15 protein-coding genes and 1 tRNA gene are annotated in these 14,727 nt (G+C 71.3%); 8 read left to right on the top strand and 8 right to left on the bottom strand.

The window, feature by feature from the left end:
• Window positions 1-16 precede the first annotated feature (16 nt).
• The 3 genes from QRN49_RS15335 (at window position 17) to QRN49_RS15325 (ending at window position 2,423) form a co-directional block, all read left to right on the top strand.
• Window positions 17-1,324: an MFS transporter gene (locus tag QRN49_RS15335; RefSeq protein WP_284756579.1), complete on the top strand. Its 1,308-nt coding sequence runs from the start codon at window positions 17-19 to the stop codon at window positions 1,322-1,324.
• A 166-nt stretch (window positions 1,325-1,490) separates the two neighbouring features.
• Window positions 1,491-1,571, top strand: a tRNA-Leu gene (locus QRN49_RS15330).
• Window positions 1,572-1,715: 144 nt separating this feature from the next.
• Window positions 1,716-2,423, top strand: coding sequence for a DedA family protein (locus tag QRN49_RS15325; protein WP_138802754.1), 708 nt, complete (start codon window positions 1,716-1,718; stop codon window positions 2,421-2,423).
• 88 nt (window positions 2,424-2,511) lie between these two features.
• On the opposite strand, the gene rdgB is transcribed toward QRN49_RS15325, so the two are convergent.
• Genes rdgB through murI form a run of 3 tightly spaced genes read right to left on the bottom strand, consistent with a single transcriptional unit; the run spans window position 2,512 to window position 4,681 of the window.
• Complete coding sequence (gene rdgB / locus QRN49_RS15320; RefSeq protein WP_194621584.1) at window positions 2,512-3,105, bottom strand: RdgB/HAM1 family non-canonical purine NTP pyrophosphatase; 594 nt, start codon at window positions 3,103-3,105, stop codon at window positions 2,512-2,514.
• Entirely contained in the window at window positions 3,102-3,839 is a 738-nt protein-coding gene (rph, locus tag QRN49_RS15315) for a ribonuclease PH (RefSeq protein WP_111223806.1), read from the bottom strand. The genes rdgB and rph overlap by 4 nt, the downstream gene beginning before the upstream one ends.
• Window positions 3,836-4,681, bottom strand: a complete 846-nt coding sequence (gene murI, locus QRN49_RS15310) for a glutamate racemase (RefSeq protein WP_111022679.1) — start codon at window positions 4,679-4,681, stop codon at window positions 3,836-3,838. Before murI ends, rph begins: the two co-directional genes overlap by 4 nt.
• Before the next feature lie 115 nt (window positions 4,682-4,796).
• On the opposite strand from murI, the gene QRN49_RS15305 reads away from it, so the two are divergent.
• A complete protein-coding gene (locus tag QRN49_RS15305; protein ID WP_284756578.1) occupies window positions 4,797-6,086 on the top strand; it encodes a nicotinate phosphoribosyltransferase in 1,290 nt (429 codons plus the stop codon).
• 171 nt (window positions 6,087-6,257) lie between these two features.
• On the opposite strand, the gene QRN49_RS15300 is transcribed toward QRN49_RS15305, so the two are convergent.
• The 3 genes from QRN49_RS15300 to QRN49_RS15290 all read right to left on the bottom strand — a co-directional run bounded on the left by QRN49_RS15300 (window position 6,258) and on the right by QRN49_RS15290 (window position 9,447).
• The gene (locus QRN49_RS15300; RefSeq protein ID WP_099051947.1) at window positions 6,258-6,518 is read right to left on the bottom strand and encodes a DUF3039 domain-containing protein; all 261 of its coding nucleotides are present in this window, start codon (window positions 6,516-6,518) and stop codon (window positions 6,258-6,260) included.
• A gap of 74 nt (window positions 6,519-6,592) precedes the next feature.
• Entirely contained in the window at window positions 6,593-8,164 is a 1,572-nt protein-coding gene (locus tag QRN49_RS15295) for an ABC transporter permease (protein ID WP_284756577.1), read from the bottom strand.
• Complete coding sequence (locus QRN49_RS15290) at window positions 8,140-9,447, bottom strand: ABC transporter ATP-binding protein (RefSeq protein WP_284756576.1); 1,308 nt, start codon at window positions 9,445-9,447, stop codon at window positions 8,140-8,142. The genes QRN49_RS15295 and QRN49_RS15290 overlap by 25 nt, the downstream gene beginning before the upstream one ends.
• Window positions 9,448-9,744: 297 nt before the next feature.
• Between QRN49_RS15290 and QRN49_RS15285 the strand changes: the two genes are divergently transcribed.
• The 4 genes from QRN49_RS15285 (at window position 9,745) to QRN49_RS15270 (ending at window position 12,498) form a co-directional block, all read left to right on the top strand.
• Entirely contained in the window at window positions 9,745-10,440 is a 696-nt protein-coding gene (locus tag QRN49_RS15285) for a phosphocholine cytidylyltransferase family protein (protein WP_017887019.1), read from the top strand.
• A 44-nt stretch (window positions 10,441-10,484) separates the two neighbouring features.
• Window positions 10,485-11,309, top strand: coding sequence for an ABC transporter permease (locus QRN49_RS15280; RefSeq protein ID WP_084741093.1), 825 nt, complete (start codon window positions 10,485-10,487; stop codon window positions 11,307-11,309).
• Window positions 11,309-12,079, top strand: a complete 771-nt coding sequence (locus QRN49_RS15275; protein ID WP_284756575.1) for an ABC transporter ATP-binding protein — start codon at window positions 11,309-11,311, stop codon at window positions 12,077-12,079. The genes QRN49_RS15280 and QRN49_RS15275 overlap by 1 nt, the downstream gene beginning before the upstream one ends.
• 116 nt (window positions 12,080-12,195) lie before the next feature.
• Window positions 12,196-12,498: a hypothetical protein gene (locus QRN49_RS15270; protein ID WP_071405447.1), complete on the top strand. Its 303-nt coding sequence runs from the start codon at window positions 12,196-12,198 to the stop codon at window positions 12,496-12,498.
• Between the two features lie 47 nt (window positions 12,499-12,545).
• Here QRN49_RS15270 and QRN49_RS15265 read toward each other — a convergent pair whose 3' ends face one another.
• Together QRN49_RS15265 and QRN49_RS15260 are read right to left on the bottom strand one after the other, a co-directional pair.
• Window positions 12,546-13,778 (bottom strand): CDP-glycerol glycerophosphotransferase family protein, encoded by a 1,233-nt coding sequence (locus QRN49_RS15265; protein WP_111022640.1) that lies wholly within the window; start codon window positions 13,776-13,778, stop codon window positions 12,546-12,548.
• A 43-nt stretch (window positions 13,779-13,821) separates the two neighbouring features.
• Entirely contained in the window at window positions 13,822-14,697 is an 876-nt protein-coding gene (locus QRN49_RS15260) for a glycosyltransferase family 2 protein (RefSeq protein WP_284756661.1), read from the bottom strand.
• Window positions 14,698-14,727: the final 30 nt, after the last annotated feature.

The following is a 14,727-nucleotide window of genomic DNA, read 5'->3' as shown; positions in this document are numbered from 1 at the left end:
TACCGTTGGTCGGGCGATGGCCACGACGGGGAACGACTCATTCGACTTCCGGTCCGTCCTGCTGTCCGGGTTCCTGCCCGCTGCGCTCTTCGCGATCGGTGAGGGCGCGATCATCCCGATCATCCCGATCGCGGCCGACTCGCTCGGTGCCAGCCTGGCGTTCGCGGGCTTCGTCGCCTCGCTCATCCTGGTCGGGGAGCTCATCGGCGACGTGCCGTCCGGCATCGTCGTCGCCCGCATCGGCGAGCGGAACGCGATGATCGGCGCCGCGCTCGTGTCCGTGGTCGGGCTCGTGGTCGCCACGACGGCCGCGAACGCCTGGGTCCTGGCGCTCGGGGTGTTCCTGGTCGGTGTCTCCACCGCGGTGTTCGCCCTCGCCCGGCACGCCTACATGACCACCGCGATCCCCCTGCGGATCCGGGCCCGGGCGCTGTCGAGCCTCGGCGGCGTCTTCCGCTTCGGCTACTTCGTCGGCCCGTTCATCGCCGCCGGCGTCATCCACCTGACCGGCACCACCAGCAGCGCCTTCTGGATCCACGTCGTCTGCTGCCTGGCGGCGGCGACCGTGCTCCTGGTGCTGCGCGACCCCGCGACGGGCACACGCGGCCTGCGGTTGCCGCCACGGGCCTCCCGGCTGTCGGCCGACCACACGACGGACGCGAGCGACCAAGCGACCGAACCGCCCGCCGACACCGGGGCGCAGTTCGTCCAGCAGGAGGCGCAGGGCCTCTTCCGCACCATCCGCGCGAACGGGGCGGTCCTGCTGCGGCTCGGCAGCGGCGCCGGCCTGATCGGTGCGATGCGCGCCGGGCGGCAGGTGATCCTGCCGCTCTGGGCGGTGAGCGTCGGTCTCGACGACTCGACCGCGGCCCTCGTGATCGGCATCGCCGGAGCCGTCGACTTCGCGCTGTTCTACACGAGCGGGCAGATCATGGACCGCTGGGGACGGCTCGCGAGCGCGCTGCCCTGCATGCTCGGCCTGAGCATCAGCTACTTCCTGCTCGCCTGGAGCGGCCACCTGGACGCCAGGGTCGGCTGGTTCGTCGCGATCGCGATGGGCATGTCCCTGGCCAACGGGGTCGGCTCCGGCATCCTCATGACGCTCGGCGCGGACCTCGCACCGCGCGACGCCCCGGCACCGTTCCTGGGGGCCTGGCGGTTCACCGGCGACTTCGGGTCGGCGGCCGCACCGCTCCTCATCTCCGGCGTGACCGCCGTCGCGTCCATCGCCGTCGCGAGCGGGGTGATGGGCGTGCTCGGCCTGGTCGGCGCGGGCATCCTGCTCCGGTACGTGCCCCGGTACCTGCCGCGCCCGCTGCGCTGACGCGCGGCCGTCCCGTGCGAGGTTCCGTACTCGGTGGCACTCGGCCCACCCCGCACCACGTCCGGTTCCTCGCACCGGGTCGCGGAGCGCGCACGGTGCGTCCCACGGCCTGGAGGCCCGGCGCACGTCCGCCCCGCACCCCGCGCTCGGTAGACTGCCGCTGCTCGCGGGAGTGGTGGAATCGGTAGACACGCAGGATTTAGGTTCCTGTGCCCCAGGCGTGAGGGTTCGAGTCCCTCCTTCCGCACCGAGTCCCTCCTGGCGCACCGTTGCGGTCATCCGCACGCCTCGTGCAGGTCAACCCTGCGAGGGATGGCCCGGTCACTTCCGGGCGGTACCCTCATCCCGCGGGAGTCCTCCCCGTGACTCCCGCTCCACGACCGGAAGAACCATGCACTCCGTCGCACTCGCCCTGATCCCGTGGCTCGATCCGCAGTACATCCTCGACCACTTCGGGGCCATCGCCGTGCTCGTGGTCTGCGCGATCGTGTTCGCCGAGACCGGTCTGCTCATCGGCTTCATCTTCCCGGGCGACAGCCTGCTGGTCATCACCGGCCTGTTCGCCTTCGACCGCGGTGGCGAGATCGGCGGCATCCCGATCTGGGTCGCGGCGCTGATGATCGGCGCCGCCGCGTTCCTCGGCGGCGAGCTCGGGTACTACATCGGCAAGAAGGCCGGGCCCCCGATCTTCGAGCGCAAGGACAGCGGGCTCTTCTCGAAGGCGAACGTCGAGCGCACCAACGCGTTCTTCCACCGCTTCGGCCCCCTGGCCGTGATCCTGGCGCGCTTCGTGCCGGTCGTCCGCACCTTCGCCCCGATCGCGGCGGGCGTCGGCCGGATGGACTACAAGAAGTACTCGCTCTACAACGCGATCGGGGCCGTGGTCTGGGGCGTCGGCGTGACGTTCCTCGGGTACTTCATCGGGCACATCCCGTTCGTGGCGCACATCGTCCGCGAGTACATCGACATCATCCTGCTCGCCGCGGTCGTCGTGACCGTCGTGCCGATGGCGCTGACGTACCTGCGCAACGCCCGCAAGGCGAAGCACACGAACGAGACCGAGGCCACCACGGCCCCGACCGTCGACCCGACGCTCTAGCGCCCTGCACAACCGAAGTCGCCCCGAACAACGTGATCACGTGGTTCGGGGCGACTTCGGTTGTGCGGGACGACGAGCGCGCCGGTGCTCAGACGCCGAAGTGCTCCCGCACGATCGGCGCGATGCCCCGGAACGCCTTGCTGCGGTGCGACAGGGCGTTCTTCTCGTCGCGGGTGAGCTCCGCCGACGAGCGGTCGGCGTCGTCCGGCCGGAACACCGGGTCGTAGCCGTGGCCGCCGTCACCGACGGGCTCGGTCAGCACCTCGCCGTTCCAGACCGCCTCGACCACGTGCTCCTGACCGTCGGGCGTCACGAAGGCGGCAGCGCACACGAACGAGGCGGTCCGCTCGACGACGCCCTGCAGGTTCGTGAGCAGCAGCGCGATGTTGTCCGCGTCCGAGCGGGTGCCGGCGTACCGGGCCGAGTGGATGCCCGGTGCGCCCCCGAGTGCGTCGACCGCGATCCCGGAGTCGTCGGCGAGCGCCGGCAGCCCCGTGTGCGCGACCGCGGCACGCGCCTTGATCAGGGCGTTCGCGGCGTAGCTGTCGCCGTCCTCGACCGGCTCGGGGCCGTCGTACCCGACGAGTTCGACACCCTCGCCCAGCGCCGACCCGAGGATCTCGCGCAGCTCGACGACCTTGCCCTGGTTGTGGGTGGCCAGCACCACCTCGCGGGACGTCACGCCAGACCCAGGACCGAACGCTGGATCGCTGCGAGCGACTGGTTGCCGGCCAGGCCGAGGTCGAGCAGGACGTTCAGCTCGTCACGGTCGAACGGCGCGTGCTCGGCGGTGCCCTGCACCTCGATGAACTTGCCCGAGCCCGTCGTGACGATGTTCATGTCGGTGTCGGCGGCGGAGTCCTCGGTGTAGGCGAGGTCGAGCATCGGCTCCCCCTTGACGATGCCGACCGAGATCGCCTGCACGCTGTCGGTGAGCGGAGTGGCCTTCTTCGCGATGAAGCCCTTGGCACGGCCCCACTCGATCGCGTCGGCCATCGCCACGTACGCGCCCGTGATCGACGCCGTGCGGGTGCCGCCGTCGGCCTGCAGCACGTCGCAGTCGATGACCAGGGTGTTCTCACCCAGGGCCTTCGTGTCGACGACCGCGCGGAGCGAACGCCCGATCAGGCGGGAGATCTCGTGGGTGCGGCCGCCGACCTTGCCCTTGATGGACTCGCGCTGCATGCGCTCGTTCGTCGACCGCGGCAGCATCGAGTACTCGGCGGTGACCCAGCCGGTGCCCTTGCCGGCGAGCCAGCGGGGTACGCCGTTGGTGAAGGACGCGGTGCAGAGCACCTTGGTGTTGCCGAAGGAGATGAGCGCGCTGCCCTCGGCCTGCGTGCTCCACCCCCGCTCGATGGTGACGGGACGGTGGTCGGTGGCGGTGCGGCCGTCGACGCGGAGGGTGTCGGTCATGGGGTCCTTTCGGTGCGGGGCAGCGTGATGGCCCCCGTCTGGAGGTGGCCGACGCTCGAGACCTCGGGACCGAGGAAGCGCCGGGCGAGCCGGATGAAGCCGTTCTTGTCGTCGCCCGTCGCCTCGAACGAGTAGGTCGGGGCGGTGGTCGCGGTGCGCTCGAGCCCGTGCTCCACGAGTCGGCGGTAGACGTCGTTCGCGGTCTCCTCGGCGCTGGAGACGAGCGTGACCTCCGGACCCATGACGAACTGGATCGCGGCGGACATGAGCGGGTAGTGGGTGCAGCCGAGCACGAGGGTGTCGACGTCGGCGGCACGGATCGGGTCGAGGTAGCCGGCCGCGATCTCGCGCAGGGACGGCGACGAGGTGTCCCCGGCCTCGACGAACTCGACGAACCGGGGGCACGCGGCGGTGGTCAGCGTGACGTCGGCGGCGACCGCGAAGGCGTCCTCGTAGGCGCGCGACGCGATGGTGCCCACGGTGCCGATCACCCCGACGCGGCCCGTCCGGGTCTGCTTGACGGCGGCGCGGGCCGCGGGCTGGATGACCTCGACGACGGGGATGCCGTATGCCTGCTCGTACCGTTCGCGGGCGTCGCGGAGCACGGCGGAGGACGCGGTGTTGCACGCGATCACCAGCGCCTTGACGCCCTGCTCGACCAGGTCGTCCATGACCTCGAGCGCGTAGCGGCGGACGTCGGCGATGGGCTTCGGGCCGTAGGGCGAGTGCACGGTGTCGCCGACGTAGCGGATGCTCTCGCGCGGGAGCTGGTCGATGATGGCGCGGGCCACGGTGAGGCCGCCGACCCCGCTGTCGAAGACTCCGATCGGTGCATCCGTCACGGCACCAGCGTACCGACGCCCGCCGACCAGCACCGACGCGACCACGCGCGCCACGCAGGCCGGGCGCACGGGATGATCCGGGCCTCCCCACCGGTACGTCACTAGTGTCGGAGACGTGACCAGCGCGCTCCTCACCGACCAGTACGAGCTCACCATGGTGGACGCCGCCCTGAAGGACGGCACCGCCGACCGCCGATGCGTCTTCGAGGTGTTCGCCCGGCGGCTGCCGGACGGCCGCCGCTACGGCGTCGCTGCCGGGCTCGGACGCTTCCTCACCGCCCTCGGCGACTTCCGCTTCGGCGACGAGGAGATCGGGTTCCTGCGCGACCGCGGCGTCATCGACGCCGGCACCGCCGCGTGGCTCGCCGACTACCGGTTCAGCGGCGACGTCCGCGCCTACCGGGAGGGCGAGGTCTACTTCCCGAACTCCCCCATCCTGCAGATCGAGGGCACCTTCGCCGAGGCCGTCGTGCTCGAGACCCTCGCCCTGAGCATCTTCAACGCGGACTCCGCGATCGCCTCGGCCGCCGCCCGCATGGTGTCGGCCGCCGACGGCCGCCCGCTCGCCGAGATGGGCTCCCGCCGCACCGGTGAGTGGAACGCCGTCGCCGCCGCCCGTGCCGCGTACATCGCCGGCTTCGGTGCGACGAGCAACCTCGAGGCCGGTCGCACCTGGGGCATCCCCACGATGGGCACCGCCGCGCACGCCTTCACGCTGTTGCACGACTCCGAGGAGCAGGCGTTCCGTTCGCAGCTCGACGCGCTCGGCAACGGCACGACCCTGCTCGTCGACACCTACGACATCGAGGCCGCGGTCGAGACGGCCGTCCGGCTCACCGACGGCAAGCTCGGCGGCGTCCGCATCGACAGCGGCGACCTGCCGTCCGTCGTCGCCGCCGTGCGTGCGCAGCTCGACCGCCTCGGCGCGACGAGCACGAAGATCACGGTGACGAACGACCTCGACGAGTACACGATCGCCGCGCTCCGAGCCGCCCCGGTCGACTCGTACGGCGTCGGCACCTCGGTCGTCTCCGGTTCCGGGCACCCGGCCGCCGGCATGGTGTTCAAGCTCGTCGCGCACCGGGACGCGGACGGCGGCGACTGGGTCCCCGTCGCCAAGAAGTCGGCCGACAAGGCGTCGATCGGCGGCCGGAAGGAGGCGGGCCGACGGCTCCGCAACGGCGTCGCCACCGCCGAGATCGTGCTCACCGGCGCGCAGGTCGGCCCGGACGAGCGGCCGCTGCTGGTCCCCGTGGTCACCGGCGGCGAGGTCGACCCGGCGTTCCTCGGCACGCAGGGGGTCGAGGCCGCACGCGCGCACCACAGGCGCGCGAAGGCGGAGCTGCCCGCCGATGCGTCGCGCATCGGTCGCGGCGACCCCGCCATCCCCACCCTGGTGATCTAGGGCACGCGTCGCGCGTCGCGTCGCGGCGCGCGTCGCGGCGCCGCTTCGTGAGCAGCAATGGTCGGGTCTGTGTGACGGACCCGACCATTGCTGCTCACGAAGCGACCGACAGGCGGACGGGAGGCCCGTGGCGGCGTCGCCACGGGCCTCCCGTCCGTCTACTGGTCGCGTCTACTCGGCCTTCATCTTCTCGTAGATGGCCTTGCAGTCCGGGCAGACCGGGAACTTCTCCGGGTCGCGACCCGGGATCCACTTCTTGCCGCACAGCGCCTTGACCGGCTTGCCGGACAGCGCCGACTGCAGGATCTTGTCCTTCTTGACGTAGTGCGAGAACCGCTCGTGGTCACCGGGTTCGATCGCTTCGTCTTCGAGGAGCTTCTCGAGCTCCCGGTCCATCACGTCGAGGCCGCCGCCTGGTTCCGTCATGCTCATGGGTCCAGGGTACGACGGTCCGCCCTCGGGCGCGCCGCTCGTCCGCGCTCTGCGCCGCTCGTTGCGCTGTGTCGCTAGTTGCGCTGTGCCGCGGCGAGCAGGTCGGGGCCGCGGCGGTCGAACAGGCGTCCGCCGGCGGAGACACCGATCACGAGCACGACGGCACCGACCCCGATGCCCACCAGGAGCGTCAGCACCGACCAGGGCTCCGGACCCTGCACGACAGCGAGCACCGCGAGACAGGCAGCGGGGACCGTGCAGAGCACGATGCCGATCACCATGGACGCCTGCGCGACCGTGGCGGTGACGCCGGCAGCCTGGGGCTGCTGGAAGGGGTGGTCGCCCGGCCGCACCGTCGGGTAGGGCATGAGCACGGACAGGACGCTCGACAACCCGAGGCCGGACAGCAGCGCGCTCGCACTCACGCCGATGAGCAGCGGGAACGCCGCCCAGTCTCCGAACAGCCGGGCGGACAGCGCGGCCCCCGCGACGATCGCTGGCGCCCCCACGACCAGCACGGGCACGACACGACCGAGCCGGTCGCTCCACCCGGGCGCACCCGAGGCGACGTGCAGCCACACGGCGGTGTTGTCGTACGAGACGTCGTTGTGCGGCAGGAACCCGGCGATCAAGGCCATCAGCGGCAGCGGCACGAGGGCGGTCCACTGCCACGGCACACCGGCGACACCGAGCGGGATGACGACGATCGGCACGAGCAGGATGATGAGGTACGACGTGCGGTACCGCGGGTCGCGGACCCAGTAGGTGAGCGCCCGGGCGGCGACGGCCGACACCGGAGCCGAACCGAACCGGTCGAACCAGCCCAGGCCCTGGTAGCGACGGGTTCGGGCGCGGTCGTCGACGGTCTCGAGCGCACGGCCGACGAGTGCCCACCACGCCCAGGCGAGGAGCGCGACGACGGCGACCGCGACGAGGAGCTTCAGGACACCGGCGCCGACGTGGCCGCTCGCGACCTCGGCGGGCACAGCCCACGCGGCGCCCCACGGGGTCCACCCGGCGACGTCCGCGACGCGCTGCATCTCCGCGCCCTGCGGGTCGAGCCAGTCGACGCGCAGCAGCAGCGCCACCGTCGGGATCGACAGCGCGATGATGACGAGGGCCACCAGCCACCCGGCGTCGCGGGAGCGGCCCGGCCCGATCAGCCGGGAGCCGACGGTGCAGCAGACCCGGATGAGGAGCGCGCAAGTGGCGACCCCGAGCAGCCCGCCGAGCACCGCGAGCAGCCCGAGACCGGGGTCACGGGCCCAGGCGACGACCTGGCCGACCGCGACGACGACCACACCGATCACCGGGATGCCGACGAGGCCGGCGACGACGAGTCCGATCGCCAGGCGACGGCGCTCGATGCCGAACACCGCGAAGCGCCGCGGGTGGAGCTGGTCACTCCGGCCGACGACGAGCGGCACGACCGTGAACCCGAAGGTGATCAGGGTGCCGACGGGCACGATGACGGCACGTGCGACGTCCGGGTCGGCGTCACCGAGGGCGATGGTCTGCGACGCGACGAACACGGCGGCGAGGAGTCCGACGAGGCTGGCGAGCACGACGGCGACGGACCGGCGGGCGGTGCCGCGGACCTCGCCAGCGAGCAGGTCCGCCCTCAGCCGGAGAAGCTGTGCAACCATTCCATGCTCTCCGCGACGACACGACCGCCGGCGAGTTCGACGAACTTGTCCTCGAGGCTCTTGCGCCCGCGGACCTGGGCCATGGTGCCGGACGCCAGGACCTTGCCGCCGACGATGATGGCGACCGAGTCACAGGTGCGCTGCACGAGCTCCATCGAGTGGCTGGACAGCACGACCGTGCCGCCGCCCCGGGTGTACCGGCGCAGGATGTCCGTGATCGTCGCCGCACTCACCGGGTCGACCGACTCGAACGGTTCGTCGAGCACGAGCACCCGCGGCGAGTGGATCAGGGTCGCGGCCAGGGCGATCTTCTTCGCCATGCCGACGGAGTAGTCGGCGACCTGGCGGCCCAGCGCCTCGCCCAGCCCGAAGGCCTCGGCGAGGTCGGCGCTGCGCTTCCGGGCGGTGGCACCGTCGAGCCCACGGAGCGTGGCCGAGTAGTAGAGGAGCTGTGCGCCGGTCAGCCGGTCGAACAGGCGGAGCCGGTCCGGCAGCACACCGAGACTGCGCTTCGCCGCCGTCGGGTCGGCCCAGACGTCGTGGTCGAGCACCGTCACCGAGCCGGCGTCGGGGCGCAGCAGTCCGGTGATCATGGAGAGGGTCGTCGTCTTGCCGGCGCCGTTCGGGCCGACCACGCCGAAGATGGAGCCCTGCCGGATCTCGAGGTCGACCTCGTCGACGGCCAGGGTCTGCCCGTACCGCTTGACCAGGCCGTTCGCCGCGAGGACGACGGGCTGGAGCGTCTGCGGCTGCTTCGGGGCGGCGGTGCGGGGCGCACGCTTCTTCGCCGCGGGCGCGGCGGTGCTCGCCCGGTCAGCGACGTCCGTCGCGTCGTCCGCGTCGGTCGGGACGGGAGGCGCGGCGTCGGTCCGCGGGGCGGCCTTCGTCGGGCGCTTGGTGCGTCCCTTGCCGGTGCGCGCCTTCGCGGGGCGGGGCGCTGCGGCCGCCGTGTCGTCGGTGCGGTCGTCCGTCGTCGCGTCGTCCGTGCGGGTCTCGGTCGTCGCTTCGGTGCCGGTCGTCGCTTCGGTGCCGGTCGTCGCGTCGGTGCCGGTCGTCGCGTCGTCCGGGTGGGTCGCAGTCGTCGCGTCGGTGCGGACGGCCGTCCCGTCGGTCATCGCGTCATCAGTGGCGGCGTCGTCCGCATCAGTGTCCCCCGTGTCGTCGTCGGCTGCGTCGTCCTCAGCAGCCGCGGCGGTGTCCGCGTCGTAGGCGTCCCCCGCCTCGGTCATCCAGGCAGCGTCGGCCGTGGCGTACACGTCCTCGTTCTCTGCTCGCGCTGGCATCGACCCACCGTACCAACGCTCTCCGACCGTCGGGAACCGTCTCGGCCAGGGTCACGAATTGAGTACGAAGCACGCAGACCCGTACCCCGCGAGGGGGTGTTTCCGTATCATTCACCAGGGCACGAAGGAGTGTTCACCACTTGGAAACCTGCTCCAGCAGGCGATCCCGGCAGCCTCCTCGCTGCGACGACCACGTCGACGCGACCGGTTCTCGGGCAACTCGGACGTTGGAAGCGCAGACTCGACGAGGCCCGCCCGTACCCCAGGGTGCGCGGGCGGACACCAGAAGGGACCAGCATGACCACGCAGATCGTGATCCTCGCAGCGGGGATGGGCAGCCGTCTCGGCCGCAGCCTGCCGAAGCCGCTCACGGAGCTCAGTGACGGCCGCACCATCATGCAGCAGCAGTTCGACAACATCCGCGCCGCGTTCGGTTCGAGCGCCCGCGTGACGATCGTCGTCGGCTACAAGTCGGAGCACATCGTCGAGGCGTTCCCCGAAGCGAACTTCGTCTACAACGAGTCCTACGACTCCACCAACACCTCGAAGAGCCTGCTGCGCGCTCTCAAGGCCACCGGCAAGAGCGGTGTCCTCTGGATGAACGGCGACGTGGTCTTCGACCCGATGGCGCTGGTCCGTGCGGCCGACATGATCGACGAGGGCCGTTCCTTCGTCAGCGTCAACACCGACAAGGTCTCCGACGAAGAGGTCAAGTACACCGTCGACGCCGAGGGCTTCATCCACAAGCTCTCCAAGCAGGTCGTCGGGGGTCTCGGCGAAGCCGTCGGCATCAACTACGTCTCCGCCGCCGACAAGCAGGCCCTCATCCGCCAGCTCGGGCGCGTCGACGACCAGGAGTACTTCGAGGGCGGCATCGAAGCTGCCATCGCCGAGGACGGGCTACGCTGGACGCCGATCGACATCTCCGACCTGTACGCGGTCGAGATCGACTTCGCCGAGGACCTCGAGCGCGCGAACAACCTGTTCGCCTGAACCACCGTCAGGACCCCCTCGGCGGTTCCGCCCGGAGGGAAACCGTGACCACAGCGAGTGCGCCGACCGCGCCCGTGGCTCCCGCACCCGCGAAGGCCCGGAGCGCCGGTCGGCGCTATCGTCAGGCCCTGTGGTTGCTGACCGTCCGCGACCTCCGGGTCCGCTACTCGACGTCGGCGCTCGGCTACGTGTGGTCGATCCTCGACCCACTCGTGATGTCGGGGATCTACTGGTTCGTCTTCACGCAGGTCTTCCACCGCGGCTCGGTCGGTGAGGATCCGTACATCGTGTTCCTGCTGTCCGCGCTGCTGCCGTGGATGTGGTTCACCGGCGGCGTCTCGGACTCCACCCGGGCGTTCATCAAGGAATCGAAGCTCATCCGTTCGACCACGATCCCCCGCACCATCTGGGTGGCTCGGATCATCGCGTCGAAGGGCATCGAGTTCCTGCTGAGCCTGCCGGTCCTGGCTGCCTTCGCGATCGCGACGGGTGCACACCTGCACTGGCAGGTCGTGTTCTTCCCGCTGGCGATCGTGCTGCAGTGCGCGCTGGTCTACGGCCTGGGCCTCATCGTCGCGCCGCTGGTGGTCTTCTTCCGTGACCTCGAGCGTGCCACCAAGCTCGTGCTGCGGTTCCTGTTCTACGCGTCCCCGATCATCTACGGCACGCACGCGCTGCCCTCCGCCCTGCGCGACATCGCCGCGATCAACCCGCTCACCGGCATCTTCGGCATGTACCGCGCGGCGTTCTTCCCCGGCCAGCTCGACTGGCTCGAGGTCGGCGCCTCGGTGGTCGTGACCGGCATCGTCCTGGTGATCGGGTTCGCGGTGTTCCGCCGCAGCGAGCACCGCGTGCTGAAGGAGCTGTGATGACCGCGACCGACCAGACCCGTCGCACCGAGACCGTCGCACCGGTCATCTCGGTGCGCGACGCCGGCATCTGCTTCAAGCGCAACCGTCGCGCGAGCAGGAACTTCAAGGACCTGTTCGCCGGACGCGCGCGCCGCAAGCGTGCCGATGAGTTCTGGGCGCTCCGCAACGTGTCGTTCGACGTCCGCCCGGGCGAGGCGATCGGCGTCGTGGGGCGGAACGGACAGGGCAAGTCGACCCTGCTGAAGCTCGTGGCGCAGGTCATGCTGCCCGACGAGGGCCGCGTGGACGTGGGTGCCGGCGTCGCCCCGCTCATCGAGATCACCGGTGGCTTCGTCGGGGACCTCACGGTGCGCGACAACGTGTACCTGACGGCGGGCCTGCACGGCATGTCACGGGCCGAGATCCGCGACGCCTTCGACGAGATCATCGACTTCGCCGAGATCGCCGACTTCGTGGACACCCCCTACAAGCACCTGTCGAGCGGCATGAAGGTCCGCATCGCGTTCGCGGTGATCTCGCGGCTCGACGAGCCGGTCATCCTGGTCGACGAGGTGCTGGCGGTGGGCGACAAGGCCTTCCGCGAGAAGTGCTACAAGCGGATCGAGCAGCTTCTGGCCGGCGGCCGGACGCTGTTCTTCGTCTCCCACAGCGACAAGGACCTCCGCCGCTTCTGCGACCGGGGGCTCTACCTCGACAAGGGTCGTCTGCAGCTCGACGGCACCATCGAGGCCGCGCTGGCCCGGTACGCGGCCGACTACGGCTCCTGACCGGCCGGGGTACTCCCCCTGCACCAACACCGGTATCGCTGGCTCCCTCCACAGCCCCGGCCCTCGTGCGCGCCCCCGGGGTCCCGCCGTCGGACCCTCCCCCTAGCGTTCCCCCCATGCACCACCCACCAACCGCGTACGCTGTCCCGTTCGCCGTCGACCGATCGCACGCACCGCGTCGGTACGACCTCGTCAACACCGGCCCCGAGCCGGTCGACGGGCTCTCCCTCACCCATCTGGGCAACGGCTACTGCCCGCCGCTCGCGGTGCGCCGTCTCGACCCAGGCCGGTCGCTGTCGCTGGCGGTGTTCGGCGCCGACCCCGAGGACACGGGGGTCGTCATCGTGCGGTGGCGTCGGCCCGACCGGTCCGAGTACCTCTGGCGGATGTCGCTCGTCGGGCCGGGGCTCCAGCCGTGACCCTGCGTCGACCTGCGCCACGGAGGACCCGGGGTGACGACCGGCCGTCAGCGCCCGTCGCGTTCGGCCGCGACGGTCCGCCACCGTTCGAGCAGCCACTCCACGGCCTCGTGGAACCGCTCCGTGGCGGCACCCGGGGTCGTGTCGCCGAAGTACCGTGCGACCCAGTGCTGCAGGCGTGCGAGCTCCTCGGCGTCGCTCGCGGCCGCGTCGACACGGGCGAGCACCGACGGGGCATCGGCCGCGGTCAACCAGTTCGCGTCGCTCAGGTAGCCCCGCTCGTCGACGTCGGCCTCGGGCGAGACCGGCCGCGTGACGATGAGCGGCTTGCCGACCGCCAGCCGGTCGTAGATCATCGCGCTGATGTCCGTGATCGCGACGTCGGCGTCCGCCAGCTGCCAGCCGAGGTCACCGCCGTCGTCGTACAGGTGGTGCGCGGCGGGGTCGGCCGCGTTGGCCGCGCTGATCGCCGCCACGATCCGCTCGTGCGCCGCGCGGTACGCCGGGTCGAGCACACCGCTGCGCGGGTGCGGACGGTAGACCAGACGGTGGCGGGGCGACGCCAGCACCTGCTCGGCGATGACCGTGCCGTGCGACGCGATCGACCCGTACGCTGCGGCACCGCGGTCGCCCTCCCACGTCGGGGCGTAGAGCACGACGGTCCGGTCGTCGTCCGGGTACGGGGCCGCTCCGGCGAAGTGGTCGGCCTGCGGGCGTCCGATCGCGATGGTCCGGGCGTCCAGGTCGTAGTCCCACAGCGCCTCGGCCAGACGATCGCGTGCTGCGTCCCCCGCGATCAGGGCGTAGTCGTACGCCTTGAACTGGTTCGTGGTCATGTACATCTTGTCGCTCTCGCCGTGGTTGACGAAGACGTGCCACATCCGCCCGTACCGCATCATCTGGAAGTTGCGGGCGTTCTGGTTGACGTACAGCACCACCTTCGGCGCCTGGGTGTCGACGAAGTGCTCGAGGTCGACCACCTGCCGGGCGTAGACCGCGGGCACGGGCGACTCGTCGAGCAGGGTCAGCATCGTGCCCGGGCTCCGCGAGACGATCGCCACCGGGTGCGTCTTCGCGAGTTCGGCCAGCGGCGCGTACCACTGGCGCACCTGGTACATGTTGACCGGACCGTCGGCGAAGTACACGGCGATCTCGACCGAACCGGGCGCCGGCTTCGGCGCGGACGGCAGTCGCTGTGCGAGCTGCCGCCGGCTCCGGCGCGACGTCAGGAGTCGCTCGACGAGCCGCAGGGCGGTCCGCAGGTCGCTGATGATCGACATGGTCGTTCTCCGGGTCTGCTCGGGCGGTACGGGGCGGGGCGGGTCAGACGACCGGCGGCCGCCCTGCGATGGTCATGCGTGCGACTGTGAGCCAGCCCATCGGGCGGACCGGACCGCAGTCGGTCGTCCATCCTTCGCGGATGCCCCCGAACCAGGTGGCCAGTCGGCGGGGGTGACGCCACCAGCGCGCGATCTGGATCGCGGCCCACGATCCGACGTACAGCGGTCGCAGCACCGCCGGCAGGTTGCGCCGAGCGAGCCACACCCGGTTCCGGGCGTTCAACCGGTAGTACTCGGTGTGCCGCGCCGGGTCGATCGCGGGGTGGTGCGCGACGAGGTCCCCGGCGTACCAGGTCCGACGGCCGGCGTCCCACACGCGCCAGGCGAGCTCGATGCCCTCGTGGGCGTAGAAGTACTCGGCACCCCAGCCGCCGACGGCCCGGTACACGTCCATCGGCAGCACGACGGCGCCTTCCCAGACCGAGAAGACCGGCGACGAGTGGTCCGGCTCGCCCTTGCGGATCCGCGGCACCCACCGGCGGGGGTTCGCGGCGCCCGTGGGGTCGACGACCCGTGGCTGCACGAGGCCGAGCGACGGATCGTGCTCGAACACCGCGATCGCGTCGCGCAGGAACGTCGGCGACGGCACCGAGGCATCGTCGTCGAGGAAGAACACGTAGTCGCCGTCGACGACATCGGCCCCGGCGTTGCGCCCGGTCGGGATCCCGACGTTCTCGGGCAGGGCCAGCGCCCGAACGCCGTCCGGCAGCCCGGTCGGCGCCCAGCCGTTGCCGACGCAGACGACGTCGAGCTCGACGTCCTCCTGCGCGAGCACGCTGTCCAGCCCGCGGCGCAGGTCGTCCGGTCGGGTGCCCTGCGACAGGCTCACGACGGCGACGCGCGGTCGCCCGCGGTGCACCACCGCATGGCGGCGCAGCGTTCCGGGTAC

The organism is Curtobacterium sp. ME-Dv--P-122a (assembly GCF_030209645.1).
GTDB lineage: Bacteria > Actinomycetota > Actinomycetes > Actinomycetales > Microbacteriaceae > Curtobacterium > Curtobacterium flaccumfaciens.
Note: the sequence above shows the minus strand (reverse complement) of the source record. Positions and strands in the feature narration are given on the sequence as shown.